This window comes from Limnohabitans sp. (assembly GCF_023910625.1).
Lineage (GTDB): Bacteria > Pseudomonadota > Gammaproteobacteria > Burkholderiales > Burkholderiaceae_C > Limnohabitans_A.
Window position 1 is genome coordinate 193,857 of sequence record NZ_JAAVVW010000003.1, and the last position, 26,691, is coordinate 220,547.

General features: G+C 59.5%; 23 protein-coding genes and 4 pseudogenes. 17 read left to right on the plus strand and 10 right to left on the minus strand.

Features of this window, described 5'->3' with window-relative positions:
* Positions 1-603 precede the first annotated feature (603 nt).
* Positions 604-1,611, plus strand: coding sequence for an aldo/keto reductase (locus tag HEQ17_RS03825; protein WP_296291368.1), 1,008 nt, complete (start codon positions 604-606; stop codon positions 1,609-1,611).
* Positions 1,612-1,688: 77 nt separating this feature from the next.
* Here HEQ17_RS03825 and maiA read toward each other — a convergent pair whose 3' ends face one another.
* The 4 genes and pseudogenes from maiA to HEQ17_RS03845 form a co-directional block, all read right to left on the minus strand.
* Positions 1,689-2,324, minus strand: a complete 636-nt coding sequence (gene maiA, locus HEQ17_RS03830; RefSeq protein ID WP_296291369.1) for a maleylacetoacetate isomerase — start codon at positions 2,322-2,324, stop codon at positions 1,689-1,691.
* Positions 2,325-2,384: 60 nt separating this feature from the next.
* Positions 2,385-3,086: pseudogene (locus HEQ17_RS03835) on the minus strand (fumarylacetoacetate hydrolase family protein).
* 20 nt (positions 3,087-3,106) lie between these two features.
* Entirely contained in the window at positions 3,107-4,144 is a 1,038-nt protein-coding gene (locus HEQ17_RS03840) for a cupin domain-containing protein (RefSeq protein WP_296291370.1), read from the minus strand.
* Between the two features lie 18 nt (positions 4,145-4,162).
* A complete protein-coding gene (locus HEQ17_RS03845) occupies positions 4,163-5,374 on the minus strand; it encodes a 3-hydroxybenzoate 6-monooxygenase (protein WP_296291371.1) in 1,212 nt (403 codons plus the stop codon).
* Positions 5,375-5,542: 168 nt separating this feature from the next.
* Here HEQ17_RS03845 and HEQ17_RS03850 point away from each other — a divergent pair, with 168 nt between their 5' ends.
* The 10 genes and pseudogenes from HEQ17_RS03850 to HEQ17_RS03895 form a co-directional block, all read left to right on the plus strand.
* Positions 5,543-8,377: a monovalent cation/H+ antiporter subunit A gene (locus HEQ17_RS03850; RefSeq protein WP_296291372.1), complete on the plus strand. Its 2,835-nt coding sequence runs from the start codon at positions 5,543-5,545 to the stop codon at positions 8,375-8,377.
* A 58-nt stretch (positions 8,378-8,435) separates the two neighbouring features.
* The gene (locus HEQ17_RS03855) at positions 8,436-8,822 is read left to right on the plus strand and encodes a Na+/H+ antiporter subunit C (protein ID WP_296293670.1); all 387 of its coding nucleotides are present in this window, start codon (positions 8,436-8,438) and stop codon (positions 8,820-8,822) included.
* Positions 8,822-10,462 carry a monovalent cation/H+ antiporter subunit D gene (locus tag HEQ17_RS03860; RefSeq protein WP_296293671.1) on the plus strand — a complete coding sequence of 547 codons (1,641 nt, stop codon included), beginning with the start codon at positions 8,822-8,824 and terminating at the stop codon, positions 10,460-10,462. The genes HEQ17_RS03855 and HEQ17_RS03860 overlap by 1 nt, the downstream gene beginning before the upstream one ends.
* Entirely contained in the window at positions 10,459-11,031 is a 573-nt protein-coding gene (locus HEQ17_RS03865) for a Na+/H+ antiporter subunit E (protein ID WP_296291373.1), read from the plus strand. The genes HEQ17_RS03860 and HEQ17_RS03865 overlap by 4 nt, the downstream gene beginning before the upstream one ends.
* Positions 11,028-11,303 carry a K+/H+ antiporter subunit F gene (locus tag HEQ17_RS03870; protein ID WP_296291374.1) on the plus strand — a complete coding sequence of 92 codons (276 nt, stop codon included), beginning with the start codon at positions 11,028-11,030 and terminating at the stop codon, positions 11,301-11,303. Before HEQ17_RS03865 ends, HEQ17_RS03870 begins: the two co-directional genes overlap by 4 nt.
* 14 nt (positions 11,304-11,317) lie before the next feature.
* Positions 11,318-11,659 (plus strand): Na+/H+ antiporter subunit G, encoded by a 342-nt coding sequence (locus HEQ17_RS03875; protein WP_296291375.1) that lies wholly within the window; start codon positions 11,318-11,320, stop codon positions 11,657-11,659.
* A 111-nt stretch (positions 11,660-11,770) separates the two neighbouring features.
* A complete protein-coding gene (paaZ, locus tag HEQ17_RS03880) occupies positions 11,771-13,816 on the plus strand; it encodes a phenylacetic acid degradation bifunctional protein PaaZ (RefSeq protein ID WP_296291376.1) in 2,046 nt (681 codons plus the stop codon).
* Between the two features lie 371 nt (positions 13,817-14,187).
* Positions 14,188-14,397 (plus strand): hypothetical protein, encoded by a 210-nt coding sequence (locus HEQ17_RS03885; protein ID WP_296291377.1) that lies wholly within the window; start codon positions 14,188-14,190, stop codon positions 14,395-14,397.
* A gap of 354 nt (positions 14,398-14,751) precedes the next feature.
* On the plus strand, positions 14,752-15,303 hold the full coding sequence (locus HEQ17_RS03890) for a transcription termination/antitermination protein NusG (RefSeq protein ID WP_296291378.1): 552 nt from the start codon (positions 14,752-14,754) through the stop codon (positions 15,301-15,303).
* Positions 15,304-15,312: 9 nt separating this feature from the next.
* Positions 15,313-15,720 (plus strand): annotated as a pseudogene (locus HEQ17_RS03895) (polysaccharide biosynthesis protein); the annotation flags it as partial.
* 217 nt (positions 15,721-15,937) lie between these two features.
* Here the strand turns inward: HEQ17_RS03895 and HEQ17_RS03900 are convergent.
* Positions 15,938-16,159, minus strand: a complete 222-nt coding sequence (locus HEQ17_RS03900; protein ID WP_296291379.1) for a DUF2442 domain-containing protein — start codon at positions 16,157-16,159, stop codon at positions 15,938-15,940.
* Between the two features lie 11 nt (positions 16,160-16,170).
* Positions 16,171-16,440, minus strand: a pseudogene (locus tag HEQ17_RS03905) (DUF4160 domain-containing protein).
* 619 nt (positions 16,441-17,059) lie between these two features.
* On the opposite strand from HEQ17_RS03905, the gene HEQ17_RS03910 reads away from it, so the two are divergent.
* Entirely contained in the window at positions 17,060-18,220 is a 1,161-nt protein-coding gene (locus HEQ17_RS03910) for a reverse transcriptase domain-containing protein (RefSeq protein WP_296291380.1), read from the plus strand.
* Between the two features lie 96 nt (positions 18,221-18,316).
* On the opposite strand, the gene argG is transcribed toward HEQ17_RS03910, so the two are convergent.
* The 4 genes and pseudogenes from argG to HEQ17_RS03930 all read right to left on the minus strand — a co-directional run bounded on the left by argG (position 18,317) and on the right by HEQ17_RS03930 (position 21,293).
* Positions 18,317-19,657: an argininosuccinate synthase gene (gene argG / locus HEQ17_RS03915; RefSeq protein WP_296291381.1), complete on the minus strand. Its 1,341-nt coding sequence runs from the start codon at positions 19,655-19,657 to the stop codon at positions 18,317-18,319.
* Positions 19,658-19,664: 7 nt separating this feature from the next.
* Positions 19,665-19,984: pseudogene (locus tag HEQ17_RS03920) on the minus strand (pyrimidine/purine nucleoside phosphorylase).
* Between the two features lie 135 nt (positions 19,985-20,119).
* Positions 20,120-20,842, minus strand: a complete 723-nt coding sequence (locus HEQ17_RS03925) for a glycine zipper 2TM domain-containing protein (RefSeq protein WP_296291382.1) — start codon at positions 20,840-20,842, stop codon at positions 20,120-20,122.
* A 106-nt stretch (positions 20,843-20,948) separates the two neighbouring features.
* The gene (locus HEQ17_RS03930) at positions 20,949-21,293 is read right to left on the minus strand and encodes an ArsC family reductase (RefSeq protein ID WP_296291383.1); all 345 of its coding nucleotides are present in this window, start codon (positions 21,291-21,293) and stop codon (positions 20,949-20,951) included.
* Between the two features lie 47 nt (positions 21,294-21,340).
* Between HEQ17_RS03930 and folC the strand changes: the two genes are divergently transcribed.
* From folC to HEQ17_RS03955, 5 genes are read left to right on the plus strand one after another with little or no spacing between them, the layout of a single operon-like run.
* Positions 21,341-22,630, plus strand: a complete 1,290-nt coding sequence (folC, locus tag HEQ17_RS03935) for a bifunctional tetrahydrofolate synthase/dihydrofolate synthase (RefSeq protein ID WP_296291384.1) — start codon at positions 21,341-21,343, stop codon at positions 22,628-22,630.
* Positions 22,631-22,639: 9 nt separating this feature from the next.
* Positions 22,640-23,419 carry an SPOR domain-containing protein gene (locus tag HEQ17_RS03940; RefSeq protein ID WP_296291385.1) on the plus strand — a complete coding sequence of 260 codons (780 nt, stop codon included), beginning with the start codon at positions 22,640-22,642 and terminating at the stop codon, positions 23,417-23,419.
* Between the two features lies 1 nt (position 23,420).
* Positions 23,421-23,915 carry a CvpA family protein gene (locus HEQ17_RS03945; RefSeq protein WP_296291386.1) on the plus strand — a complete coding sequence of 165 codons (495 nt, stop codon included), beginning with the start codon at positions 23,421-23,423 and terminating at the stop codon, positions 23,913-23,915.
* A 40-nt stretch (positions 23,916-23,955) separates the two neighbouring features.
* Positions 23,956-25,470 carry an amidophosphoribosyltransferase gene (gene purF / locus HEQ17_RS03950; protein ID WP_296291387.1) on the plus strand — a complete coding sequence of 505 codons (1,515 nt, stop codon included), beginning with the start codon at positions 23,956-23,958 and terminating at the stop codon, positions 25,468-25,470.
* 9 nt (positions 25,471-25,479) lie between these two features.
* Complete coding sequence (locus HEQ17_RS03955) at positions 25,480-26,691, plus strand: O-succinylhomoserine sulfhydrylase (protein ID WP_296291388.1); 1,212 nt, start codon at positions 25,480-25,482, stop codon at positions 26,689-26,691.

Sequence of the window (26,691 nt, forward strand, 5' to 3'; positions counted from 1 at the left end):
CTTATCCAAAGTTTTCTCAAGGCTCTGTTTTTCGTAGGAGCCCACCCCGTGGGCGAGGTGCGCACACCGGTTTTTTTGAAAATGTCGCTTCGCGAAAAGATGAAATGTCGGACCGTAAAGGCCCGACCTACGGGGCGTATCGCGCCTCCGCAATGCATCGGTCTTTGTAGGTCGGTGCCTTTAGGTCCGACGTTGTTCACCACCGCCTCATGAAAATGTCGCTCCGCGAAGGGATGGCCGTCGGACCGTAAAGGCCCGACCTACGGGGGCGTGTCGCGCCAACGCAATGGCCTGTCGGTCTTTGTAGGTCGGCGCCTGCAGGTCCGACGTTGTTCACCACCGCTGTTTGAAAATGTCGCTCCGCGAAGTGATGGCCGTCGGACCATAAAGGCCCGACCTACGGGGGCGTGTCGCGCCAACGCGATGGGCTGTCGGTCTTTGTAGGTCGGCGCCTTCAGGTCCGACATCTTCAATGCGCCACCGCCTCATGAAGATCACGCTGCACAAAAAAATGGCTATCGGGCCGTACAGGCCCGACGGGGGACGAGAACCCGTCGCACAGTCCTTGCCAAATACTGGCGGCTGAAACTATAAGATAGCGCCATGAAAAACCGCCAAATCGCCTCCTTCTCCGTCAGCGCCATCGGCCTGGGCTGCATGAACCTCAGCCATGCTTATGGTCCGCCCGTTTCAGCCCAGCAGGGCGAACGCGTGCTGCTCACAGCCCTGGACCAAGGCGTGACTTTTTTCGACACCGCTGCCCTGTATGGCTTTGGGGCCAATGAGACTTTGGTGGGCCAGGTCATGAAGCCGCACCGCAACCGGTTCACCCTAGCCAGCAAATGCGGCATGCAAGGTGTGGAACAAAGCGATGGCAGCAAGGTGCGGGTGATCGATTGCCGCCCCGAGACGATCAAAAAGACCTGTGAGGATTCTTTGCGCCGTTTGCAGACCGAGGTGATCGACCTGTATTACCTGCACCGTTGGGACAAAAAAGTGCCCATCGAGGACAGCGTGGGCGCTTTGAGTGACCTGGTGCGCCAAGGCAAGATCCAGACGATTGGCTTGTCGGAGGTGTCGGCCAGCACGCTGCGCAAAGCGCACGCGGTGCACCCGATTGCTGCCGTGCAAACCGAGTATTCGCTGTGGACGCGCAACCCCGAGATCGCGGTGCTGCAGGCCTGCCGCGAACTGGGTGTGGCCTTTGTGGCTTTCAGCCCGGTGGCGCGGGGCTTTTTGTGCGGTGCGCCTTTGGACGTGACCGCTTTCGACGCCAAGGACATCCGCCGCAGCATGCCGCGCTTCACCCCCGAGAATTACGCCGCCAACCTGAAGCTCTTGCCCGCCTACCACGCGCTCGCGCAAGAGGCCGGCTGCAGCCCCTCGCAGCTGGCACTGGCCTGGCTGCTGCACCAGGGCGAAGACATCATCCCGATCCCCGGCACCACCTCGGTGGACCACCTGCGCGATGACCTGACGGCGGTGGATGTGAAACTGGATGCGGGCTTGTTGGCGCGCCTGGATGCGTTGATCAACCAGAACACGGTGGCCGGTAACCGCTACAGCGCGCAGGCCAACAGCGAAGTTGATACTGAGGTGTTTGCCGCGTGAAGCTTGTGTTGTAGGAGCCCACCCCGTGGGCGATGGGCTTGGGGGGATGAGTGTGACACACACCCTGATGGTCGATTTCAGGCGTCCGGTTGAGCCATGGGGACGGCCTTTTTGAACGCCTCCAGTTCGCCGCAAGCCTTGTCGATGGCACTGATCAGCGGCCAGCGTGACAAGTCCACTTTGAAGCGGCGCGCGCTTTCGACCTGCGGAATCAAATACACATCGGCCAGCGTAGGCGTGTCTCCAAAGCTGAAACGCCCGCGTGTTTTGTCGGCACCAATCAAGGCTTCGTAGGCGTCAAAGCCTTCACTGATCCAGTGACCGCACCAAGCGTTGATGGCGTCTTCGTTGGCCCCGAACTGCTTGCGCAGGGTTTGCAAAATTCGGCGGTTGTTGATGGGGTGGATGTCGCAGCCCACGATGGCCGCGAGTGCGCGCACATGGGCACGCTCATCGGTTCCTGCGGGGAGCAAGGCGGGGTTGGGGTACTTTTCTTCCAGCCATTCGATGATGGCAGGTGACTGGATCAACACCTTGTCGCCGGTGTCCAGGGCGGGCACCATTTGTTGGGGGTTGACCGCTTTGAAGGCGTCGTTTTGTTGTTCATCGACCCGCAGGTCCACTGCCACGTAGTCTGTGGCGATGCCTTTGAGGTTCAGGGCAATGCGCAGGCGGTGGCTGGTGCCGCTGCGGAAAAAGTTGTAGAGCTTCATGGTGAGGTCCTGTTCAGGGGCGGGCAAACGCCAGAAAAAAAGCGTGTGCGGGGGATTGCATTATTCCGCAGCGCCGATGGTGAGCGCCACTTCGGCCACGCCTTCCACGCGGCCAGTGATTTTGTCACCCGGCAACACCGCGCCCACGCCTTCGGGCGTGCCGGTGTAAATCAAATCGCCGGGTTGCAGGTGGTAATAGGTGGATAGGTCGGCGATGATTTCGCGGATGTTCCAGATCAGCTTGTCCACGTTGGACGACTGTTTGGTCTGGCCATTCACTTCCAACGCAATCGCACCGCTTTCGATGACCACGCCGGGCTTGGGCAAGATCTCGGAGCAGACCGAGCCTTGCTCGATGTCCTTGCCCGTGTCCCAGGGGCGACCCTTGTCGCGCGCCACCAGTTGCAGGTCGCGGCGCGTCATGTCCAGGCCTGCGGCTTAGCCATAGACCAGTTCATGCGCGTTGTCTTCGCTTACGCGAAAACCTGCTTTGCCAATGGCCAGCACCAGTTCCATCTCGAAGTGGTAGTTGTTGGTGCGTGGGGGGTAGGTCACTGTGGCACCGCTTTCGACCAAGGTCTGCGGCGACTTGGTGAAGTAAAACGCCTGCTCGACGCTCTTGTCGACGGGGCGGCCCATCTCGACGGCGTGCGCGTGGTAGTTGCGGCCGACGCAAAAGATACGGTTAACGGGGAAGCGCTCGTTTTTGCCACGGATGGGCAGGGAGGGGACGGCGGGTGGAGTGAAGAGGTAAGAAGTCATGGGTTCCATTGAAAGAAAAATCAACCGCGGTTTTCGTACACACCCAGCTTGCGGTGCAGGGGCGATTCGTCGGCGATGAACACGAAGGCGGGCTGGTCGGCGCGCAGGTTTTCCAGCGTCACGGCCTCGTAGCCCGGCGCGCAGCAGGTGTCGGCTTCGGCCAGGTTGAAGGTGCTGGCCACGATCTGGGCTTGCACCGCGCCTTCGATCACATGGAACACCTGGGCGGGCGAGCGCGCCGGCAAGCGCAGGCTCTGACCAGGGCGCAGCATCAGGGCGTAAAAGCCCAGGATGTTTTCAGCGTCACCGCCGGTTTCGGGGTTGGTGTAAGTGACTTGCACCGGCTCCAAACCGGCATCGTCAGACGCCAGCGATTCGAGCGCGACCTTGGCATCCTTCCAAGCGTAGCGCAGCATGGGGTAGGCCTTTTTGCTGCGGTCAAACACGTGGCTGGGCACCACGCCGCCTCGGGCATATTGCTGGTCGCTGCGGCCAGGCTGCACCGTTTGGCGGTCGCCGTTGATGTGGTAGCTGGCCTCCATGTAATAGACCAGGGGCAGGTCCAGTACATCCAGCCAAATGACCGGGTCGTTGCCGTCGTGGCCGTGTTCGTGCCAAAGGCCAGTGGGCGTCAAAATCAAGTCGCCTCGGCTCATGGGGCATTTCTCGCCATCCACCGTGGTCCATGCGCCTTCGCCTTCCACCACCATGCGCACCGCGTTGGGGGTGTGGCGGTGGCTGGGGGCCCATTCGCCGGGCATGAGCAGTTGCATGCCCAAATACATGGCGGCAGAGGCTTGCATTTTGTCCAGACCATGGCCGGGGTTGGCCAGCACCAACACGCGGCGCTCAGCTTTTTCAATCGGGGTCAGCTCGCCCGCTTTGAGCAGCAGGGGCTTGATGTCTTTGTAAGCCCAGCAGGTGGGCTGGGTCTGGCGCGTGGGCACTTTGGGCGGCAGCACGCCGCGCAGGCTGGGCCACAGCGGCACCAGATTCACATTGCGCAGGTCTTGCACATAGTCTGGGGGCAGGTCTTCGATGCGTCCGAGGTCGTTCATGGGGTGTCTCCGTTCCATTCAGTGGTGCTGTGCGGCGTCGAGGCAGTTGCCCACGTTCCAGCCGTACAACCATGCCATCGCATCATAAAAGCGCTCCGAGCTGCGGCCGCGCCACAGGTCATTGCGCACCAGACGCTCGACCCCTTTGGCGTGGTAAATGCGGCCCATCTCGCGGCTCGAAAGCACGATGCGCGCGGTGCGGGCCACGCGTGCGCGCTGGTACATGTCCAGCGCTTGGGTCCAGTCGTTTTGGTGTGTGCGCAGGGCTTCGCCCAAAGTGACAGCGTCTTCCATCGCCATGCAGGCGCCTTGCGCCATGTATTGGGTGGTGGGGTGGGCGGCGTCACCCAGCAAGGTCACCCGGCCATAGGTCCATTGGCCAATCGGTTCGCGGTCGGCGGTGGCCCAGCGCTTCCAGGTCTTGGGCAGGTCAATCAGTTGGCGGTCTTTGGGGCAGATGCCCTGGAAGTAGCTTTGCACTTCTTCTTTGCTGCCGTCCTTGACGCCCCATTCTTCTTGTTCGCGGCTGTGGAAAGTGACGACCACGTTGTATTGCTCACCCCCGCGCAGGGGGTAGTGCACCAGGTGGCAGTTGGGGCCCACCCAGATGGCGGCCGCGTTCCATTGCAGGTCTTCGGGAAAATCCTTTTTGTCAACCACAGCGCGGTACACCACATGGCCAGTGACGCGGGCTGGGTCGCCCACAAATTGATCACGCACCACCGACTTGACACCATCGGCTCCGATCAAGGCACAGCCTTTGAATGCCTTGCCGTTTTGGTCCCACACGGTCACGCTGCTGTTGTCTTGTTCGATGCGCACCACCCGGGTGCTGGTGTGAAATTGAACTTGTCCGGTATCACGTGCAGCTTCGAGCAAAGACAAATGCACATCGGCGCGGTGGATCACGGCGTAGGGGTTGCCAAAACGCTCGCGGAATTTTTCGTCGGTGGGGATCTTGCCCACTTGGTACTCGTCGATCGCGTCGTGCATGACCATGAAGTCGGTGTAAACCGCACGGCCCCGGGCCTTGTCGCCGACGCCCAAAGCGTCAAACGCATGAAACCCGTTCGGACCAATTTGGATGCCCGCGCCGATCTCGCCGATCTCGGGGGCTTGCTCCAGCACGGTGACGGCAAAGCCCTGGCGCACCAAAGCGAGGGCAGCAGCCAAGCCGCCAATGCCGCCGCCTGCGACGAGGATGGAGAGGGTGTTTTGTGAGGAGTTCATGGTTTCCAGGGGCGACGCTTCCAACGCCGAACTTGATAAGCACACTTATAAAAAAGGTAATCGACCCATCCCTGGCCGCAAAGCTTGCGCGCAAAGGCGACCGGAGAACTGAAAGGAGGCTGTTGTGATGAGCTGGATAAAATTGACCGCTTATCTGAAAGACCTGACGTGCTCCTCACCATCGTACTGCTTCCACTTTTGCTCGGCACTTTGGCCACGTTTTGGCTGGGTTCCCGCTCACGGCTGCTGACCGCCTGCGCGGCGGGCGCGGTCACGGCCGCCAGTTTGGGCCTGTTGCTGTCCATGGCCCCGGCCGTGCTGGCGGGCGAAACGGTGATGAACGCCTGGCCCTGGGTGCCCGAGATTGGGCTGAACCTGACGTTCCGTCTCGACGGCCTGTCGATGATGTTCGCGGGCCTGATCTTGTTCATCGGCCTGATGATCATTGTGTATGCGCACTATTACCTGAGCGCCAAGGATTCGGCCGGAAAGTTTTACAGCGAAATGATGCTGTTCATGGCTGCCATGCTGGGCGTGGTGCTCTCGGACAATTTGCTCTTGTTGGTGGTGTTTTGGGAGCTGACCAGCGTCTCGTCATTCTTGCTGGTGGGCTACTGGAGCCACCGGCCCGATGCCCGCGCCGGTGCTCGTCAGGCCTTGGCCGTGACCGGGGGCGGCGGCCTGGCCATGCTGGGCGGCTTTGTGCTTTTGGGTCAGATTGCGGGCACCTACGAGCTGAGTGAAATGCTGGACAAAGTGGCCATGATTCAGGCCGCCCCGATGTTTTTGCCTGCATTGCTGCTGATTTTGGTGGGCGCATTCAGCAAAAGTGCGCAGTTCCCCTTCCATTTCTGGTTGCCCGATGCGATGGCTGCGCCCACGCCTGTGTCGGCCTATCTGCACTCGGCCACCATGGTCAAGGCGGGTGTTTTCTTGCTCATGCGCCTGTACCCGGTGCTGGCCGGATCGGGGTATTTCGAGGCGATTGTCACCACGGTGGGCCTGATCACCGTGTTGTTCGCGGCCTTCATTGCCATCTTCAAGCACGACCTCAAAGGCTTGCTGGCTTATTCCACCGTCAGCCACTTGGGCCTGATCACGTTTTTGGTGGGCTTGGGCTCGCCACTGGCTGCGGTGGCGGCGGTGTTCCATGTGCTCAACCACGCCACTTTCAAGGCCTCGCTGTTCATGATCGCGGGCATCGTGGACCACGAAACCCATTCGCGCGACATGCGCAAGCTGGGCGGCCTTTGGTCGCTCATGCCGTGGACGGCCACGCTGTCCATGGTCGCAGCCGCCTCCATGGCGGGCGTGCCTTTGACCAACGGCTTCTTGTCCAAAGAAATGTTCTTCACCGAAGCGGTGGTGGGCACGTCGGGCGCGTTCGCTTGGTTGGTGCCCGCGTTGGTGACGCTGGCCGGGGTCTGCAGCGTGGCTTATTCGCTGCGCTTTGTGCACGACACGTATTTCAACGGTCCGCTGGGCGATGTGCCCAACACCCACCCGCACGAACCGCCACTGGGCATGAAACTGCCCGCCATTTTGTTGGTCACGCTGTGCATCGTGGTGGGGGTGTTGCCCGCGCTCACGTTGGGTCCGTTGGTCGATGTGGCGGCCACGGCCTTGGCGGGCAAACCGCTGCCCGAGTACCACTTGTCCATCTGGCACGGCTTCAATCTGCCGCTGCTCATGAGCGCGATTGCGCTGGTGGTGGGCATTGCGCTGTACCTGATGCTGGCCAAAAACAAGCGCCTGCACCGCATCGAGTCCGAGGCCTGGTTTGGCCGAGCCACCGGGCGTCAGATGTTTGAAGGCCTGATCGATGGCCTGTTTGTGCTGGCGGCGCGGATCACCACGCGCTTGGAAAACGGCTCGCTGCAAAGCTATGTGGCCTGGATGCTGGGCGGTGTGGTCTTGGTGGTGGGCTGGCCACTCTTGGGCAGCGGCATCGGCACCGGTCCGCGCGATCTCATGCCTGCATCGCCCTTGGCCATGGCGATCTGGTTGCTGTTGGCTGCCGCCAGCTTGGCACTGGCGCTACAACACCACAAACGCTTTCAGGCGGTGATTCTGGTGGGCGTGGTGGGGCTGGTGACCTCATTGACCTTTGTCAGTCTCTCAGCCCCCGATCTGGCGCTGACTCAGTTGTCGGTTGAGGTGGTGTCCACGGTGCTGTTGCTGATGGGCCTGGCTCTGCTGCCCCAACACTCTCCGCGTGAATCGACGGCGGCCCGCCGTGCCCGTGATGCCGCGCTAGCCCTGGCTGCGGGAGCGGGCATGGCCTGGTTCACCTGGGTTTTCCTGACCCGTGAACACAGTTCGATTTCGTGGTATTTCCTTGACAAGTCCATTCCATTGGGCGGCGGCTCGAACGTGGTCAACGTGATCCTGGTTGACTTCCGCGGTTATGACACCTTTGGCGAGATCACGGTGCTGGGTATCGCCGCCATTGGTGTATTGGCCTTGATGGAGGGCATGCGTACACGCCGTCCTTTGCAAGACACCGATGGCCGTACCTGGACTTTTGCGGCGCAACCTCTGATGTTGCGCGTGGCGGCTTCGGTGGTGCTGCCGGTGGCGCTGGTGTTCACCATTTACATCTTCATGCGGGGCCACAACCTGCCTGGTGGCGGTTTCATTGCCGGTCTGATCACCGCAGTGGCGCTGGTTTTGCAGTTCATGTCGATCGGTCAGGCCCGGGCCGAACTTTTGTTGCATGGCCATGGGGGTCGGCGCTTTGTCAAGTGGATTGGCTTGGGTTTGGGCATTGCCGGCTTGACCGGAGTGGGGGCTTTTGTGTGGGGGCGACCCTTCCTGACCAGCGCGCACGGCAACCCGGTGGTGCCTGTTTTGGGTGAGTTGCCTTTGGCCTCGGCTGCACTGTTTGACCTGGGTGTTTACTCGGTGGTGGTGGGGGCGACCTTGCTGACCATCTCGGTTCTGGGCACTGTCACGCGTGAAGTGCCAGGCACCTCCGGTGCGCGCCCGAAAGTTTCGTCATGACCCCCTTCAAAACCTTTGCGTTCAGCGTTTTCAGTCGCACCAAGGACTTCTTATGAGCATGGAATTTTTGTTGGCCAGCGGTATCGGTATCGTCACCGCTTGCGCTGTTTATCTGATGCTGCGCGGGCGCACTTTCACCGTGGTATTGGGCCTTTCCATGCTGGGCTACGCCGTGAACGTTTTTATCTTCGCCATGGGCCGCCTGTGGAGCAACGCCCAGCCCATCCTGGTGGCAGACGGCCCAGTCGTCGATCCCTTGCCACAGGCGCTGGTGCTGACCGCCATCGTGATCGGTTTCGCCACCACCGGCTTTGTGATCGAATTGGCCTTGCGCAGCCGCCATGAAAGCGGGAGTGACCATGTGGACGGTCATGAGCCGGGTCAAGTGCCAGGCCAGACGGGCTCTGACGGCCATGCTGTACACGCACCTGGAGGGCAGGCTTGATGTTCGATGCTTTGCTTTCATTTTGGCTTCAGCACGCCCCTGTGCTGTCGGTTTTGTTGCCGGTGTTCACAGCGGTGGCCTTGCTGTTGCTGGGAGATGGCGATCAACAGGTGGCCGGTGGCGGTCATGGCGACAGCCGTCAGCGCTGGGCGCGGCGCTTGGGGCTGGCTTCGGTCCTGTTGGGTTTGCTGATGGCGGTGGGCTTGGTGGTACATGCCAGCAGTGGTGAGTTGCTGGTCTACCAATTGGGCGAATGGCCTGCACCGTTTGGCATTGTCATGGTGCTCGATCGCCTGTCGGCCTTGATGGTGTTGTTGACCTATTTGTTGGCGGTGCCAGTGCTGTGGTACGCGACAGGCGGCTGGGACGGGCGCGGGCGTTATTTCCATGCGCTGTTCCAGTTCCAGCTCATGGGCTTGTGCGGCGCGTTCATGACCGGCGACTTGTTCAACCTGTTCGTGTTTTTTGAGGTCCTGTTGATTGCCTCGTATGTCCTACTGGTGCATGGGCAGGGCCGTGAGCGCTTTCGCATGGGTATTCATTATGTGGTGCTCAACCTGTCGGCCTCGGGCTTGTTCCTGATTGGCTTGGCCATGGTCTACAGCGTCACGGGCACTCTCAACATGGCCGATGTGGGCTTGCAAGTGGCGCAGCTGACGGGTGAAAACGCGATGTTGGCCAAAGCTGCGGCTTTGGTGTTGCTGGTTGTGTTTGGTCTCAAGGCGGCGTTGGTTCCGCTTTATTTCTGGTTGCCGGGCACCTATGCGGCTGCCAGTGCCCCCGTGGCGGCCTTGTTTGCCATCATGACCAAGGTGGGGGTCTACAGCATCATCCGGACGCACTGGGTCATTTTTGGGGTTGGGGCAGGGGAGTCGGCGCTGGCCGTTGGCCACTGGCTGCTGCCACTGGCGTTGACCACCAGCGTGCTGGGCGTCATGGGCGCGCTGGCTTCGCACAGCATGAGTCGGCTGGTGGCCTACCTCACGGTCTCATCGGTGGGAACTTTGCTGGCCTGTGTGGGCTTGTTCACCAGTGACAGCTTGTCGGCTGCGCTCTATTACACCTTGCACAGCACCTTGGTCATGGCCGGTTTGTTTTTGTTGGTGGAGCTCATGGCGGCCCAGCGAGGGCAGGCGCTTGACAAGTTGCGCCCTGCAGTGGCTGTGCGCGAGCCGGTTTTACTGGGCGCGATGCTGTTGTTTGGAGCTGCCTCAGCCGCTGGTTTGCCGCCATTGCCTGGCTTTTTGGGTAAGTTGATGATTTTGGAGAGCAGCTCGGGCTTGCCCGCACAGGCCTGGGTGTGGACCGTGGTTTTGGTTGTGGGGTTTTTCTCCATCGTGGGGCTGGCCCGTGCAGGGGTGATCCTGTTCTGGCATACACAACCCGAACCGGATGCAGCCCAGAGCGGTTCGGGCAGCAGCCTGCAATTGTTGTCAGCGGTGTGGGTCTTCATGGCGCTGACTTTGGCCATGGCGGTTTTGGCTTCACCCATCAAACGCTACACCGACGCCACCGCCCAGCAGTTGGCCGATACCTCTGCTTACGCCAAAGCGGTGTTGGGCCTGGAGCCTGGTGAGAAGTCCCGTTCGCTGCGGCCCTACGATGGCGTGCGTCAAACCCCCGTAAAGGAAGCTCCATGAAATCGACCCCACCTGGACGGAACGCCCACGTTGCTTGGCTGAGCCATCCGGTTTTATCTCTTTTGTTGGGCGTCAGTTGGTTGGCCTTGTCACACAGCCTGGCCCCCGTGCACCTGTTGTCGGCTTTGTTGATGGCGCTGATCATTCCGCGGTTGCTGCACCCTTTTCTGGGAAGGGCCGCCAAACTCCATTGGGGTGTAGCGCTGTCCCTGATTTTGGTGGTGCTCAAGGACATTGTGATGTCCAACATCACCGTCGCCCGCTTGGTGCTGGGCCCCATGAAGGCCATGTCGCCCGCCTGGGTGCCTGTGCCTCTGGCCACAGACCATCCCATGGTCAACGCCCTGTTCGCCAGCATCATCACCACCACACCCGGCACGGTGTCCTGCGTGGTGAGCGAGACCCGTCGTGAAATTCTGGTGCACGCGCTCAATTGTGACGATGCGCAGGCCATGATCGACGACATGAAAAGCCGGTATGAGATGCCTTTGATGAAGGTCTTCGGACTGAGCCCTTCAGGGCCTGAGTCTGTCAGTGATATCTCCTCAGCTCAGAAAGAAAAGCCATGAACATCCTTGAGCTCGCACTGTCGATCGCCATGGCGGCGGTCACCCTGGCCCTGGTGCTGTGTGCCTGGCGCTTGTTTCGAGGTCCCGATACGACGGATCGCATCCTTGCGCTGGACACCCTGTCGCTGAATGCCGTGGCGCTGATCGTCTTGCTGGGCATCCGTTGGAACACCGGCTTGCTGTTTGAAGCGGCTTTGTTGGTCGCCATGCTGGGTTTTGTGTCGACAGTGGCACTGGCGCGTTATCTCAGTCGTGGCGATGTGGTCGAATAAATGGAGTTCTCAACATGCATCCCCTGATCGAATGGGCCGTGTCGGCCATCCTTGTCATTGCGGCCTTCTTTTTGTTGGTGGGGGCCATTGGTTTGGTGCGCCTACCTGACTTTTTCATGCGCCTGCATGCCCCCACCAAAGCATCCACTCTGGGTGTAGGCGGAGTGCTGGTGGCGTCCATGGTGGTCTCGGCCTTCCAGGGTCGCGCTGGAATTGCCGAGTTGTTGATCACGCTCTTTGTGTTCCTCACCGCCCCGGTTTCTGCCAACCTGATGGCTCAAGCCGCTTTGCATCTGAAATTGAAGTCTGTGGCACCCACGCCCAAAGACGCCGTACCCGAGCGTTCCGAGGGCTGAACCAAGCCCAGGCATTCCGATTAAAATTAGCCGACCGCCCGGTTGGTTAATGTGTTTTTGAAACGTGTCAGGCATTGGCTTCGGGTATTGACTCAGATAAGGAAACCCACAGTGCCCACCGTTTTGCAAAGTTTCATCGCCGGCCAATGGATCGGCCAGCAAGGCGCACAAGCCCTGCGCAGCGCCCTCAACGGCCAGACCGTGTACCAAACCCATGCCGAGGCCATCGACTTTGGCGACGCGGTGCACTACGCCCGCACCGTGGGCCTGCCCCATTTGCTCAAGCTGGACTTTCAGGAACGCGCCCAGCGCCTGAAGGCCCTGGCCAAGTACCTAGGTGAGCACAAAGAGCAACTCTACGCCATCTCGGCCCACACCGGCGCGACGCGTGCTGACAGCTGGGTGGACATCGAAGGCGGCGCGGGCACTTTGTTTGCCTACTCCGGCATGGGCAGCAACGAGTTGCCCAGCGGCAACCTGATCCACGAAGGCCCGGCTTTTGCCCTGGGCAAAAAAGGTGGCTTTGCGGGCACGCATATCCTGGTGCCGCGCGGCGGCATCGCGGTGCACATCAACGCCTTCAACTTTCCCATCTGGGGCCTCTTGGAGAAGTTCGCGCCCAGCTTTTTGGCGGGCATGCCCTGCATCGGCAAACCCGCATCGTCGACCAGCTACCTGACCGAAGCCATGGTGCGCCTGGTGGAGCAATCGGGCATCTTGCCCGCCGGTTCGCTGCAGTTGGTGATCGGCTCCACCGGCGACCTGCTGGACCGCCTGAACGACCAGGACGTGGTGACCTTCACCGGCTCGGCTGACACCGCCGCCATGCTGCGTGTGCACCCCAATGTGGTCAAACACAGCATTCCTTTTAATGCCGAAGCCGACTCGCTCAACTGCGCCATCCTCGCGCCCGATGTCTCACCCGATGACGAAGAGTTCGACCTTTTCGTGAAAGAAGTCGCCCGCGAGATGACCGTCAAAGCGGGCCAAAAATGCACCGCGATTCGCCGCGCCATCGTGCCACGCCAGCACCTCGATGCTGTGGTCGAAAAGCTCAAGGCCCGTTTGGCCAAAGTGTTGGTGGGCGACCCGTCGGTCGAAGGCGTGAAGATGGGCGCTTTGGCCTCGCATGCGCAGCAGGCCGACGTGGCCGAGCGCGTGGCCTTGCTGCGCCAAAGCGCTGAGCTGGTGTTTGGCGGCGGTGCCGATTTCGTGCCCGTGGGGCAGGGCGTCGAAGGCGGTGCCTTCTTCCCGCCCACGCTGCTGCTCTGCCAAAAGCCTTTACTGACCGACAGCGTGCACGATGTGGAGGCCTTTGGCCCGGTCAGCTCGCTCATGCCTTACGACGGCATCGATGAAGCCTTGCAATTGGCCGCACGCGGACTGGGCAGCTTGGTCGGCACGCTGGTCACCAAAGACCCGAAAATCGCGGCACGCGTCATCCCGGTGGCGGCCGCCTTGCATGGTCGCCTGCACATCCTGGACCGCGAATCGGCTGTTGAGTCGACCGGCCACGGTTCACCCTTGCCCCAGCTCAAGCACGGCGGCCCGGGCCGTGCCGGGGGCGGCGAAGAGTTGGGTGGCATCCGCGCTGTCAAGCACCTGATGCAACGCACCGCGCTGCAAGGCTCACCCACCATGATCGCTGCCGTCACAGGCGAGTACATGCGCGGTGCCAAGTTGATCGAGAACGAAGTTCACCCCTTCCGCCGCTACTTTGAAGAATTGCAAATTGGTGAGAGCTTGCTCACCCACCGCCGCACCGTGGGCGAGGCCGACATCGTGGCCTTTGGCGGCCTTTCGGGCGACTATTTCTACATGCACTTCGACGAGATCGCGGCCAAGGAGTCACCTTTCGGCAAGCGCATCGCGCACGGTTACTTTGTGCTGTCGGCCGCTGCGGGTTTGTTTGTCTCGCCCGCACCCGGCCCGGTGCTGGCCAATTACGGTTTGGACACGCTGCGCTTTGTGAAGCCCGTGGGCATTGGCGACACCATCCAGGCGCGCCTGACGGCCAAGCGCAAGATCGACCGCCACAAGAAAGACGCCAACGGCGTGGGCCAAGGCGTAGTCGCTTGGGATGTGGAAGTCACGAACCAGCTCGGCGAAGTGGTGGCCAGTTACGACATCTTGACGCTGGTGGCCAAGAAGGGCTGAAGTTTCGTCTGACTCAAATCAGAACCACTCCCGAGCAGTCGGTCTGTGACTCGGTTTGGACCAATCCAGATAGGTGGATTGGTTATGGCGCTTTACAAGGGCAGGACACAACAGGCGGATTCAGGCACGAAGTGCAACACGGGCTAACGATTGATGAAACACCTCTGCAGGCGTCTTGAATCCCAAACGTTTTCGGGGTCGGTTATTCAACCTATTCTCGATCATCTTTCAGTAGTGCCCGGTTTATTTGATAGCCAACTCGCTGTAAGCGAGTAAAGGCAAGGGTTTCAGAGGATTCATGGGTGTCCACGATTTGAATTTTATTTTGTGCACTAGGTGTGCTCCAAGGGTTCAATCACCAGGAGATGCCCATGAACGCAGGCAAAACCTTGTTCGCGCAGGTCATGGAGTTTGTCCCTTGGAAGAAGGGGCCTGCGGTTGGGGATGTGCCCTCGGCGATCACGCCCACTGGCGTAGCGCTTTCTCTTTTGCTTCTGTCAGCGCAGGTTTTTTCCACAGCACGCTGCCAAGGACAAGTTGCGCGCGCTCATCGCCAACATTCGTGCGGCTGTAAGATGTAAGGGATGTTGCGGAGCAGTTGCCTTTTACGGATCGATGGAAGACATTTCTGGACTACGTGGTGGCCAAAATCACTCGCCCGCTGCCACCTTGGCTACCGTCAGCCCAGCTTACAGCGGCAGGGTATATACCTTATTTAGTATTAATTAAATTTTTTTAACATACAATCAGCGGCTATTCTTTGTGCTTAAAAAAATACAGTGGCCTTGAGCGGTCAATGCCAGTGGAAGCCATTGTTTATTTGCACTTCAAAAAATCGCCGCCAAGGATCGCCCTTTGTCAAACCATTCAGGTCGGTGCAAGAGTCAACTCATATTGGGGGCCAGCACCGCCCATGAGCCCATTAGAGCCATTGCATGACCTCCACATTCCCCGCGCCAAACAGCCAGCCGCATGACTTGGACGGCAGCGAACCCTGGTACCTGGCCTACACCAAGCCCCGTCACGAGGCCACGGCCCAGTTCAATCTGGAGCAGCAAGCCTTCGAGGTCTATTTGCCGCTGTTCAAAAAATTCAAAACCAGCGAGACAGGCGCTGTGGCCATTTTTGAGCCCATGTTCCCGCGCTACATCCTGTTCAGGCCCAGCCGCGCCGGCCAAAGCATTTCGGTGGTGCGCAGCACCAAAGGCATCTCCAACATCGTGCGTTTCGGTTTCGAGCCCGCTACGCTGCAGCACGACTTGGTGCAGCGCATCCGCCAGCTTGAGCAAGAACGTCACCAAGCCCCCCTGCAAGCACTCAGCCCGCTCAAGTCCGGCCAAACCGTGCGGCTCAAGCACACCGCCCTGGGCGATATCGAGGGGCTGGTGCAAAGCGTGTCCTGCAAGCGTGTGGCCGTTTTGCTGGAGATCCTGGGGCGCCCAACTTTGGTGCAACTGCAACACCACCAGATTGAACTGCATACCTAAATTCATAACTTTGTGCTGGGGAGGACCGACAAAGCCGTGCGCCCCACAAACATAATGGGCGCGACCAAGCGCTTGGCAGAGATGGTGCTGCAAGCCTTGGCCGAGGTGAATCTGGCCGTGGTTGCCCAAGGGGGCAGAGCGCCTAGCGCCAAAACCGCCTTCACCATGGTGCGCTTTGGAAATGTGCTGGACTCCTGCGGCTCGGTGGTGCCCTTATTCCGCGAGCAGATCAAAAACGGTGGCCCCATCACCCCGACGCATGCCGAAATCAACCGCTACTTCATGACCATCCCCTAGGCTGCGCAGCTGGTGATTCAGGCCGGTGCCATGGGGCAGGGCGGCGATGTGTTTGTGCTGGACATGGGCCAGCCCGTCAAAATCATCGACCTGGCCCGCCGCATGGTGGAGTTGTCGGGCGATCTCGCTGATGGTTTGTTTGGCTTTCAAGAGGCTGTGAATTGGGTATCGTTCTTCGCGGCTGAGGTGCTGGTACATTGGGCAACTTCGACTTGGCGGTTAAAACGGCCATGATGCCAACGCATCCTCAGCCACCCATTACCGGATTCATCTTTGTTGCAGTTCGTACTTGAATCCGCCAGTTCAAAGGGAAAGCTCAAGCACGCACGGAGCGCTCTTACAAAGTCTCTGGGGCAATGTCGATGTTGCCGGGCCAGTTCACTGTTCCCGCAAACACAAAAGCCTGTTCAAAGACATGCCATTGCTGCAATGGCTCAAATGGTTTTTTGGTCAGCAGAGGTTTGACATCCAACAAACGGTTTTCGCCATTCTCAAACGACAAAGCCAGCCAATGATCTTTCATGGGCTTGACCAAGACAACATCCAACAAATCTTGCATGCTCTGGCTCCTTAACGCAGAGGGTCAATCGGATAGGGTTGCTCGCCAGCCTTGGCCAATTCCCAGTCGGCCAGCAGTTCATCTTTGTGGATTTCGATCCAAGCTTGAACCATTTCCAGCTGTTTGGGCGGAAAACCACCCGCCAACACGCGTCAGTCATCAATCGCGAAAGCCGCTTTATCGCCTGCATAACGCACATGGATGTGAGCAAGGTGATGCCTGTCCGTGTCCTCAAAGAACATGGAGACCAGGATTCCGTAGAACATGCTGATGCTGGGCATGGGCGGATTGTTTGGGGTGATTTGCTGCCGAGATCTATCATTTGTTGGGATTGACCTACAACCTAGCCTTATCAGGGCGGGCAGTCGGATCGGCCGATTTGGCGAGCGAAGCGAGTTATGAGACTGGTCGGCTGCCCGCCCTGACAAGGCGGAAAACACCCACAAAAAACCAAGCAGAGAACAAAAACGGCCCAAAGGCCGTTTTTTTGAGCGGTGCGCCCGGCACGGGCGCACTCCTGGAGGTGCAAGTCCTCCCGTAAGTTGATCACAGCGAACGAAGCGAAGCGCAACTGCATGAGGGTGACCGAGTGTGGGAAGGAAGCGTGGAGCGAAACTGCGAGCCGATGAACAAGAACTGCATAGAAGGCGCTGCCAAGCAGGGCGAGCGGGCCGTTTACCGCGAAGCTCTCGTGATCAAGGCGAAGTGGCGTAGATGCAGCGGTTGTGCAGCGAAGGAGTGCGTTCTTACCTGGGGAGATCTCGCCTTGCGTCTGAAAGGGCGACGGCTTTGCCGGAGTGAGAAGTCAGCACAGGTCGTAGTAGTGCAAGCCCGAAACCTGAATGGGAGGTGCGGCCAGCACGAAGGACCGAACGAGAGTGAGTGAGCGAGGACAAGAAGATGTCAAAGGCCATGCGTCAGATGCCGGGGCAACCTGGGCGGGCAAGCGTAGCAAGGGGTGAAGCCGCCAGTGATCTTGCCAGCGGCGAAGCCTGCGGCCCGCCTCTTGAGCACCCGCGCACAGGGTCGGCAAAGCAGCTGGCAGGCACTGGTGGCCTGCTGGAGGCGGCGCTGACGAGACAGAACCTGCAGGCCCTTTTACAGGTGCTGCAACCGCTGATCGACCCCACCTTCAGCGACCACAGCCACGGGTTTCGACCGGGCAGGCGTGCACACGATGCGGTCAAGGCCGCACGGGCGTACGTCCAATCGGGCAAACGCATGGTGGTGGACGTGGACCTGGCCAAGTTCTTTGACCGGGTCAACCACGACATCCTGATCGACAGGCTCAAAAGGCGCATCGACGACGCTGGAGTCATCCGGCTGATTCGGGCTTACTTGAACGCTGGGATCATGGATGGCGGGGTGGTGGTCGATCGCCATCTGGGCACGCCGCAAGGCGGGCCACTCAGTCCGCTGTTGGCCAACGTGCTGCTAGACGAAGTGGGCAAGGCGTTGGAGGCGCGCAGCTACTGCTTCGCGCGCTACGCCGACGATTGCAACGTTTACGTGGGCAGCAAGCAGGCGGGCGAGAGGGTGATGGGCTACCTCAGGAAGCTGTACACGGGCTTGAAGCTTCAGATCAACGAAGCCAAGAGTGCAGTGGCCAGCGCCCTTGGGCGCAAGTTCCTGGGGTATGCGTTGTGGATGGCCAAGGGCAAAGAAGTCAAATGTGCGGTGGCCTACAAGGCACTGGACAACTTCAAGGCTCGCATCCGGCAACTCACGTGCCGCTCGGGCGGGTGCAGCATGGCGCAGGTGGTGGACAAACTGCGGCCCTACCTGCTGGGCTGGAAGGCGTACTTCGGGATGGCGCAAACGCCCAGGGTCTGGCGAGAGCTGGACGAGTGGCTGCGCCACCGACTGCGGGCCATCCAGCTCAAGCATTGGAAGAGGCCGAAGGCGATCTACCGGGAACTCAAGGCGCTGGGGGCATTGAAAGATGTGGCCAACCAAGTGGCGGGTAACTGCCATCGGTGGTGGCGCAACAGTGACGGAGCCATTAAGCGCGTACTGACCATTGCGTACTTTGACCGGCTGGGGGTGCCAAGGCTGTCCTGACCTCAAGCTCTCGAACCGCCCGGTGCGGACCCGCATGCCGGGTGGTGTGGCAGGGGTGCCTCCTACAATGGAGGCCCCCTATGCCGATTCAAAGAATCACTTCTTGCCGTTGCCATCCAGCTTGTAGATGTGCGGGCCTTCGCCCACCGACAACAAACCGGTGTGCGCGTAGATGCCCAGTTTGGCGCGGGTGTCCACGATGTCCAGGTTGCGCATGGTCAGCTGGCCAATACGGTCCAGTGGGCTGAACGGCGCGTCTTCCACTTTTTCCATCGACAAACGCTCTGGGGCGTAGGTCAGGTTGGGCGACTCGGTGTTCAGGATGCTGTAGTCGTTGCCACGGCGCAGTTCCAGTGTCACGGTGCCGGTCACGGCGCGGGCCACCCAGCGCTGGGCGGTTTCGCGCAACATGATGCACTGCGGGTCAAACCAGCGGCCCTGGTACAACAAACGACCCAGCTTCAAGCCGTTCATGCGGTACTGCTCGATGGTGTCTTCGTTGTGGATGCCGGTGACCAGGCGCTCGTAGGCGATGTGCAACAGCGCCATGCCGGGGGCTTCGTAGATGCCGCGGCTCTTGGCTTCGATGATGCGGTTTTCGATCTGGTCGCTCATGCCCAAACCGTGGCGGCCGCCGATTTCGTTGGCTATCAGGAACAACTCGACCGGGTCGGCGTATTCCACGCCGTTCAGGGCCACGGGCATGCCTTCTTCAAAGCGCACGCTCACTTCTTCGGCTTTGACTTGCACTTCGGGCTTCCAGAAGGCCACGCCCATGATGGGGTTGACGATCTTCATGCCGCTTTGCAGGCTTTCCAAGTCTTTGGCTTCGTGGGTCGCGCCCAGCATGTTGCTGTCGGTGGAGTAGGCCTTTTCGGCACTCATCTTGTAGCCAAAGCCGTTGGCGGTCATGAAGGCGCTCATTTCAGCGCGGCCGCCCAGCTCGTCGATGAACAACTGGTCGAGCCAGGGCTTGTAGATCTTCAAGTTGGGGTTGGTCAGCAGGCCATAGCGGTAAAAGCGCTCGATGTCGTTGCCCTTGAAGGTGCTGCCGTCGCCCCAGATGTTGACATCGTCCTGCTTCATGGCGGCGACCAGCATGGTGCCGGTCACAGCGCGGCCCAAAGGTGTGGTGTTGAAGTAGGTGATGCCGCCCGTGGAGATGTGGAACGCGCCGCTCTGGATGGCGGCAATGCCTTCGTGTGCCAGCTGGGTGCGGCAATCGACCAGGCGGGCTTTTTCTGCGCCGTATTCCATCGCCTTGCGGGGAATTTCGTTGTAGTCGGCCTCGTCGGGTTGACCCAGGTTGGCGGTGTACGCATAGGGCAGGGCGCCCTTTTGTTTCATCCACAGCAGGGCGGCCGATGTGTCGAGGCCGCCAGAAAAGGCGATGCCGACTTTTTGCCCTTTGGGCAGGTTTTGCAGGATGGTGCTCATGAGGGAATCAACCGAAGTGGCAAATGTAGTGGTAAGGCTCGGTCACGCGGATCTCGAACTTGGAGTTGCCGGGCACGTTGAACTCTTCGCCAGCGCTGGACTTGACCCACTCGGCTGCTGCCGTCGAGCTTGTACTCGCAAGAGCCGCCCACACACTCCATGATTTCAGGTGCACCGGTGTTGAAGGTGAGTGTGGACGGGCAGGATTACGCCCACCGACAGTTGGGTGCCGTCGGCCAGGGTCAAGCCGTGGCTGACACATTTGCCGTCAAAGTAAACATTGGCTTGGGTGTTGACGGAAACGCCGTCGATGGTTTGGGTGGTCATGGGAAAAACAGGTCCGGGTTAGCAGTTCGGGCTCGCTGCATAAAAACGCGGCCATAAGGCCGCGTCGATCACAAGCTGGTTATTTTAGGGCACCCGGCTGCGTGTGGCCTGAGTCATGGTCTGTGCATGGGTCTCTCAGCGCCAATGGCCATGTGCATAGGTGGTGGCGTGACGATGCGACCGGGCGTGTTCATGAAGGTTGCGTTGGCCGCTGAAGCGGATCACAGGCCGGGGGGAATGCCAGCTCAGGTCAATGTGGCTGTAAACAGGAGGGCGGCTCACATAAACCGGGGCAGGGACATAAACCACTTGCGGGGCGACGGTGGCCAGTGTGCTGTAGCCAGTTGGAGCGGCAGAGGAGGAGCCTTCTGAGCGCAGACCCTGACCCAGCGGGGTGACCTGCAAGGGAATGGTCGTGCCGGGGTCTTGCGGCAATTGAACGGTGTATTGCTTGCCGGCGTATTCATAGACTACGCTGTAGCCCACCAAACGGTTTTCATAAACGTTTTGGGTGCTGCAGTGGGTCTGGTTTTGCACAAAAGCGGCATTGGGGTCTTCGATCCGATTGCCCACCATGGCGCCGCCGACAATACCGATCACGGTGGCCAAGGCCCTGCCCGAACCATCACCGACGGCATTGCCCATGGCGCCACCAGCGATGGCCCCCATCAAGGCGCCAGCGCCCGAAGACGGTGCTGGCTGTGTGACGGGCACCTGGATGCAAGTTTGGCGAGGCACCATCACTTGTTGGTAGACCGGGCTTCTGGAGATGACCTGCCCCAGCTCCTGAGCATTCAAAACTGCAGGCATCGAGGCAAACCACCCCAACAAGACACCTGACGCCCAAAGTGTTTTCATGGCTTTTCCAATACTGAAGTCCGTTTGGTATCGAGTGTAAACAAGCCAGGGCTTGAGAGGCAGTGCCAAGCTGTAAAGATATGTAACAGTTGTCATCCAACACAGCTCAGCCAGGCCATTGATCTGGGACAAAACCCAGGGTGATTTGGCCAGAGGGCCAAACGATCACGGGTCTTTTGATGGTGCTGGGGTGCGCCGACATGATTTTTGCAGCGCTGGCAGCGTCAATGACGCTAGCCTTGAGGTCCGCATCGAGCTTCCGCCAGGTCGTGCCTTGGCGATTGAGCAGTTTCTCCCAGCCCAATTGAGTCAGCCAGGTCTGGAGTGCGGCCGCAGGAACGCCTTTTTTCTTGAAGTCGTGAAAAGAAACTTGGAAACCGTGCTCAGTCAGCCAGACGCGGGCTTTTTTGACGGTGTCGCAGTTGGGAATGCCGAAAACAATGGGGTGCATGGTTTTGACGAATGAAGATGGACCAGTCTGGGCGACAATCGCCGCCTATGAAGACTCTACAGCAATGGCTCGACTGGTGCGAGCATCTCCACCCCGTAGCCATCGACATGGGGCTCGAGCGCGTGAAAGCCGTCGCTGAGCGCATGAATTTGCGTTTTGACTGCCCAGTGATCACGGTGGCTGGCACCAATGGCAAGGGGTCGACCTGCGCCATGCTCGAGGCGGTGTTGCTGCAAGCTGGCTATCGAACTGGGGTGTACACATCTCCCCATCTGGTTCACTTTGAGGAGCGATGCCGATTGCACGGAGAGTCGGCATCGGCAGAGATGTTTGCCGATGCTTTTGCCGCTGTGGAGGCCGTGCGCGGTGATGTCAGTCTCACTTATTTTGAATTCAGCACCTTGGCCATCTTCCATTTGATGGCCCAAGCCCAATTGGATGTCGCCATTCTGGAAGTGGGCATGGGGGGCAGGCTGGATGCGGTCAACATCATGGATGCCGACTGCACCATCATCACCAGCATCGATATTGACCACGCGGCCATTTTGGGCAACGACCGTGAGACCATTGGCCGGGAAAAAGCCGGTGTCATGCGACCAGGCAGACCTGTCATCGTGAGCGATCCTGTGGCGCCTCAAAGTGTGATGGACCATGCCACCGCTATCGGTGCTCAGTTGTGGTTGTTCGGTCGCGACTTCAATTACGCAGGTGACAAACAGCAATGGGCCTGGGCTGGGCGTGATCGCCGCTACAGCGGCCTGGCTTACCCTGCCTTGCGGGGAGCCAATCAGTTGATCAACGCGTCGGGAGTTTTGGCCGCGTTGGAGTCGCTTCGTCAGCGCATACCGGTGACGGCTCAGGCGGTTCGCAATGGCTTGGCCATGGTCGAGTTGGCCGGGCGTTTTCAGATCGTACCGGGACAACCTGTCCTGGTGCTGGATGTGGCACACAACCCGCACTCCGTGGCCGCCCTGGCGGTCAATCTGGATGCCATGGGCTTTTACCCCACCACCCACGCTGTATTTGGGGCCATGGCTGACAAAGACCTGTTGCCCATGTTCCAGCGTATCAATCCTTTGGTGGATCGTTGGTACTTCACTGACTTGCCATTGCCCAGGGCCGCCAAGGCGACCGACTTGCAGCAGGTATGGCAAGGCCAAAACACCCGAACAGACACAGCCAGCAGTGTGCATGCCGATCCCATGCACGCGCTTTCAGCGGCCATCGAGGCTGCTGACCCGGCTGATAGAATCGTAGTCTTTGGCTCCTTCCATACTGTGGGCGGTGTTCTGAAAGACGGCATCCCGCGTCTTCAAGCCAAACACCTCAGCCCCTGAGCAACTGCCATGGCGTTTTTTAAGTTCCGTTTTCCTGGTCAAAACTCCTCCAACGATGGACCCGCACCGGGCCCCAGCGAAAGCATCGAAATCGTTCGCCGCAGAGCTCGACATCGCTTGACAGGTGCAGTGGTTCTGGTCTCGATGTCTGTGGTGGGTTTTCCTTTGTTGTTTGACACCCAACCTCGGCCTGTCGCAGTGGACACCCCCATCGTGGTGCCAGACAAGCAAAAAACCCCGGCGTTGACCAGTCATATACCCATACCTGTGGACCAGGCGCCCGCCAAGCCTTTGTTGCCTTCGGCTCAAGCCATTGTTCCCACACAGTCCAGTCTGGATGTCAGTGAAGCGGTCTTGCCCAAGCCAGTGGCCACCCCGTCCGAAAAAGTGGCCGACCTGCCCGCAGGCAAGATGGCGGACAAGGGGTCTGAAAAACCTGCTGAAAAGCAGGTGGCGGCCAAATCTGAGGTCAAGACCGACCCCAGGCCTGCGCCCAAACCCAAAGACGATGGCCTGAAGGCCCAAGCCCTGTTGGACGGAAAGCCCGCAAAGACAAGCAAAGGACGTCTAGTGATACAAGTGGGGGCATTCAGCGATGTTGCCAAGGTGCGGGATGTGCGCAACAAATTGGACCAAGCCGGGCTCAAGACCTACACCCAGGTGGTTGAAAAAGATGGCAAAAGCACCACCCGCATTCGTGTGGGGCCCTTCGACACCAAGGAAGACGCTGACAAAGCGGCTGCACGCATCCGCAAGCTCGATTTGCCAGCTGTAGTGCAGAAGCTTTGACATGTCACTGACCCTTACCGATTGTTTGTTGCTTGGGGTTTTGATGGCCTCACTGGTGTTGGGGTTCTGGCGTGGCTTGGTTTACGAAGTCTTGTCCTTGGCGGGATGGATTTCGGCTTTCATCGTGGCCCAATGGCTGGCCCATGATGTCGTCAGCCTCTTGCCTTTGGTGGGGGGTGCTCCTGACTCTGTTCAATACGCTGTGGCTTTTGTATTGGTTTTCGTGGTTACCTTGTTTGCCTCCGGCATGCTGTCGGGATTGGTCAAAAAATTGGTGGAAACGGTAGGTTTGAGGCCTGTCGACCGCTCTTTGGGGGCAGCCTTTGGTCTGGTGCGTGGGGTGGTGGTCTTGTTGGCGCTCACCGTGCTGTTGAAATTGCTTGGGATGACAGAGCAGCCATGGTGGCAAAACGCGGTGGGAGCGGCCTGGTTGGAGACTGTCCTCAACGGCTTTAAACCCTTGTTGCCAGAGAAGTTTGTGGGCTTCTTGCCCTGAGGTTTCAGAGCGGGTTCATTGTTTGAACGGATAACCATTTATGTGCGGAATCGTCGGCGTGGTCAGCAGCGCCCCAGTCAATCAGTTGATTTATGACGCTTTGTTGCTGCTCCAGCATCGGGGGCAAGACGCGGCTGGCATAGTCACGCAGCTCGACCGCAAATTTTTCATGCACAAGGCAAAAGGAATGGTGCGCGATGTGTTCCGCACCCGCAACATGCGCAGTTTGCCTGGCAACTGTGGCTTGGGGCAAGTGCGTTATCCCACGGCGGGTAACGCCTTCAGCGAAGAAGAGGCCCAACCCTTTTATGTGAACGCGCCTTTTGGTCTGGTGCTTGTACACAACGGCAACCTGACCAATGCCCACGCCTTGAAGGCCGAATTGTTTTCTAACGACCATCGTCATATCAACACCGAGAGTGACTCCGAAGTCTTGCTCAACGTGCTGGCCCATGAACTTGAGAAAACCACGCGTGGTTTCCCCCTGAAACCGGTGGATGTATTTGAAGCGGTGCGCGGCGTGAACCGGCGGGTCAAGGGCTCTTATGCGGTCATCGCTCTTATCGCCGGGCACGGTTTGTTGGCTTTTCGCGACCCGCATGGTATTCGTCCTTTGTGCATGGGACGCAGCGCCGACGGCACCATCATGCTGGCCAGTGAGTCGGTAGCGCTTGAGGGCACTTCTCACCAATTTGAACGGGACATTGCACCGGGCGAAGCGATCTTTATTGACCTGCAAGGTCAACTCAACACCGAGCCCTGCAGTGACAAGGCTCAGCTCAGTCCTTGCATTTTTGAGTACGTGTACTTGGCCCGTCCCGACTCCACTATCGACGGTATCTCGGTTTACCAGGCACGCCTGAACCTGGGCGAGACCCTTGCCAAGCGTGTCATCTCCACTGTTCCGCCCAGCGACATCGACGTGATCATTCCCATCCCCGAGTCCAGCCGCCCCAGCGCCACCCAGTTGGCACATTTGCTGGGCATCCCTTACCGCGAGGGCTTTGTTAAGAATCGCTACGTTGGCCGAACCTTCATCATGCCGGGTCAGGCGGTGCGCAAAAAATCGGTGCGCCAAAAACTCAATGTCATTGTCAGCGAATTCAAGGGCCGCAATGTGCTGCTGGTCGACGACTCCATCGTTCGCGGTACCACCAGCCGCGAAATTGTGCAGATGGCACGTGACGCAGGCGCCCGCAAGGTCTACATGGCCAGTGCAGCGCCTCCAGTGCGCTACCCCAACGTGTATGGCATCGACATGCCCACCAAAGAAGAATTGGTGGCCCATGGACGCAGCATCGAAAAGATTCGTCAGATCATCGGCTGTGATGCCCTGATTTACCAGGACGTGGATGCCATGAAAACTGCTGTGGCCCAAGCGCGTGTCAACGCAGCGGGAGTATTGTCGAACTTCGATGCCTCCTGCTTTGACGGTGTGTACGTCACGGGTGATATCTCGATCGACGACATCAACCGCCTTCATGACACCCGTCCCCAAGTGAGAGAGGACGCAGACGACAACTCGCGTTTGGCCCTACCCAACGCCAGCGAATGAGGACCCGCCATGAGCGAATATTCACGGTTTGACGACATGCACATTGAAACCTTGGCGGTGCGCGCAGCGGTCGAGCGCAGCCAATTCGGTGAGAATTCCGAGGCTCTGTACCTGACCAGTGGTTATGTGCAGCTCACGGCCGCCGCCGCCGCCGCCCGATTTGCAGGTGATGAAGAGGGCTACACCTACGGTCGTTACGGCAACCCGACGGTCTCCAGCATGGAGATGCGCCTGGCTGCACTCGAGGGCACCGAGGCGGCCATGGGAACGGCTTCGGGAATGTCGGCCATCCTCATGATGTGCATTGGCCTTCTCGGTGCGGGCGACCATGTGGTGTGCTCGCGCTCCATGTTTGGCTCCACTATCAAACTCATCGGTTCCGATCTGGCCAAGTTTGGCGTGGAATCGAGCTTCGTGTCGCAGACCGATTTGCAAGACTGGCAAGCGGCTATCCGCCCCAACACCAAGTTGTTGTTTGCTGAAACACCGACCAACCCGCTGACCGAGGTTTGCGACATCAAGGCCTTGGCCGACATGGCCCACAACGCCGGTGCCTTGTTTGCCGTGGACAACTGCTTTGCGACGCCGGCCTTGCAACGTCCGGTAGCCATGGGGGCCGACATCATCATGCACTCCGGTACCAAGTACCTCGATGGCCAAGGGCGCGTGATGGCTGGGGCCTTGTGCGCCTCGCAGCAAATGATCACCGAGAAGTTTTTGCCTGTGCTCAAAAGCGGCGGTATGACCTTGGCACCCTTCAATGCTTGGGTGGTGCTCAAAGGCCTCGAAACCCTGGACTTGCGCATGCGTGCCCAAACCGCGCGTGCTCAAACGTTGGCCGAATGGCTGGAAAAACATCCGGCGGTTGCCCGTGTCCATTACCCGGGCTTGGCCAGCCATCCCCAGCACGACTTGGCAATGCGCCAGATGTCGGGTTTGGGGGGGGCGGTGTTGTCTTTTGATGTCAGGGCTGATGGCCCCGAACAAGCCCGCCAACGCGCTTTCCATGTGTTGGACCAGATGCAAATGCTGTCCTTGTCCACCAATCTGGGCGATACCAAAACCCTGGTGACTCACCCGGCCAGTACATCGCACGGACGACTGACCGAAACCCAGCGCCAGGACGCAGGCATCGGGCAGGGCCTCATTCGCGTGGCTGTTGGCCTGGAATACCCACAAGACGTCCAAAAAGATCTTTCCCGCGGTCTAAATACCCTTTGA

Excerpts from the sequence above, each read along its gene's own strand:
- HEQ17_RS03930 (WP_296291383.1), bottom strand. The coding sequence starts at position 21,293 with ATGCACCCCATTGTTTTCGGCATTCCCAACTGCGACACCGTCAAAAAA.
- HEQ17_RS03940 (WP_296291385.1), top strand. The coding sequence starts at position 22,640 with ATGGCGTTTTTTAAGTTCCGTTTTCCTGGTCAAAACTCCTCCAACGAT.
- purF (WP_296291387.1), top strand. The coding sequence starts at position 23,956 with ATGTGCGGAATCGTCGGCGTGGTCAGCAGCGCCCCAGTCAATCAGTTG.
- maiA (WP_296291369.1), bottom strand. The coding sequence starts at position 2,324 with ATGAAGCTCTACAACTTTTTCCGCAGCGGCACCAGCCACCGCCTGCGC.
- HEQ17_RS03865 (WP_296291373.1), top strand. The coding sequence starts at position 10,459 with ATGAAATCGACCCCACCTGGACGGAACGCCCACGTTGCTTGGCTGAGC.
- HEQ17_RS03875 (WP_296291375.1), top strand. The coding sequence starts at position 11,318 with ATGCATCCCCTGATCGAATGGGCCGTGTCGGCCATCCTTGTCATTGCG.
- folC (WP_296291384.1), top strand. The coding sequence starts at position 21,341 with ATGAAGACTCTACAGCAATGGCTCGACTGGTGCGAGCATCTCCACCCC.
- HEQ17_RS03825 (WP_296291368.1), top strand. The coding sequence starts at position 604 with ATGAAAAACCGCCAAATCGCCTCCTTCTCCGTCAGCGCCATCGGCCTG.
- HEQ17_RS03870 (WP_296291374.1), top strand. The coding sequence starts at position 11,028 with ATGAACATCCTTGAGCTCGCACTGTCGATCGCCATGGCGGCGGTCACC.
- HEQ17_RS03900 (WP_296291379.1), bottom strand. The coding sequence starts at position 16,159 with ATGCAAGATTTGTTGGATGTTGTCTTGGTCAAGCCCATGAAAGATCAT.
- HEQ17_RS03945 (WP_296291386.1), top strand. The coding sequence starts at position 23,421 with ATGTCACTGACCCTTACCGATTGTTTGTTGCTTGGGGTTTTGATGGCC.
- HEQ17_RS03860 (WP_296293671.1), top strand. The coding sequence starts at position 8,822 with ATGTTCGATGCTTTGCTTTCATTTTGGCTTCAGCACGCCCCTGTGCTG.
- HEQ17_RS03845 (WP_296291371.1), bottom strand. The coding sequence starts at position 5,374 with ATGAACTCCTCACAAAACACCCTCTCCATCCTCGTCGCAGGCGGCGGC.
- HEQ17_RS03885 (WP_296291377.1), top strand. The coding sequence starts at position 14,188 with ATGAACGCAGGCAAAACCTTGTTCGCGCAGGTCATGGAGTTTGTCCCT.
- HEQ17_RS03840 (WP_296291370.1), bottom strand. The coding sequence starts at position 4,144 with ATGAACGACCTCGGACGCATCGAAGACCTGCCCCCAGACTATGTGCAA.
- HEQ17_RS03925 (WP_296291382.1), bottom strand. The coding sequence starts at position 20,842 with ATGAAAACACTTTGGGCGTCAGGTGTCTTGTTGGGGTGGTTTGCCTCG.
- HEQ17_RS03890 (WP_296291378.1), top strand. The coding sequence starts at position 14,752 with ATGACCTCCACATTCCCCGCGCCAAACAGCCAGCCGCATGACTTGGAC.
- HEQ17_RS03955 (WP_296291388.1), top strand. The coding sequence starts at position 25,480 with ATGAGCGAATATTCACGGTTTGACGACATGCACATTGAAACCTTGGCG.
- HEQ17_RS03855 (WP_296293670.1), top strand. The coding sequence starts at position 8,436 with ATGGAATTTTTGTTGGCCAGCGGTATCGGTATCGTCACCGCTTGCGCT.
- argG (WP_296291381.1), bottom strand. The coding sequence starts at position 19,657 with ATGAGCACCATCCTGCAAAACCTGCCCAAAGGGCAAAAAGTCGGCATC.
- HEQ17_RS03910 (WP_296291380.1), top strand. The coding sequence starts at position 17,060 with ATGTCAAAGGCCATGCGTCAGATGCCGGGGCAACCTGGGCGGGCAAGC.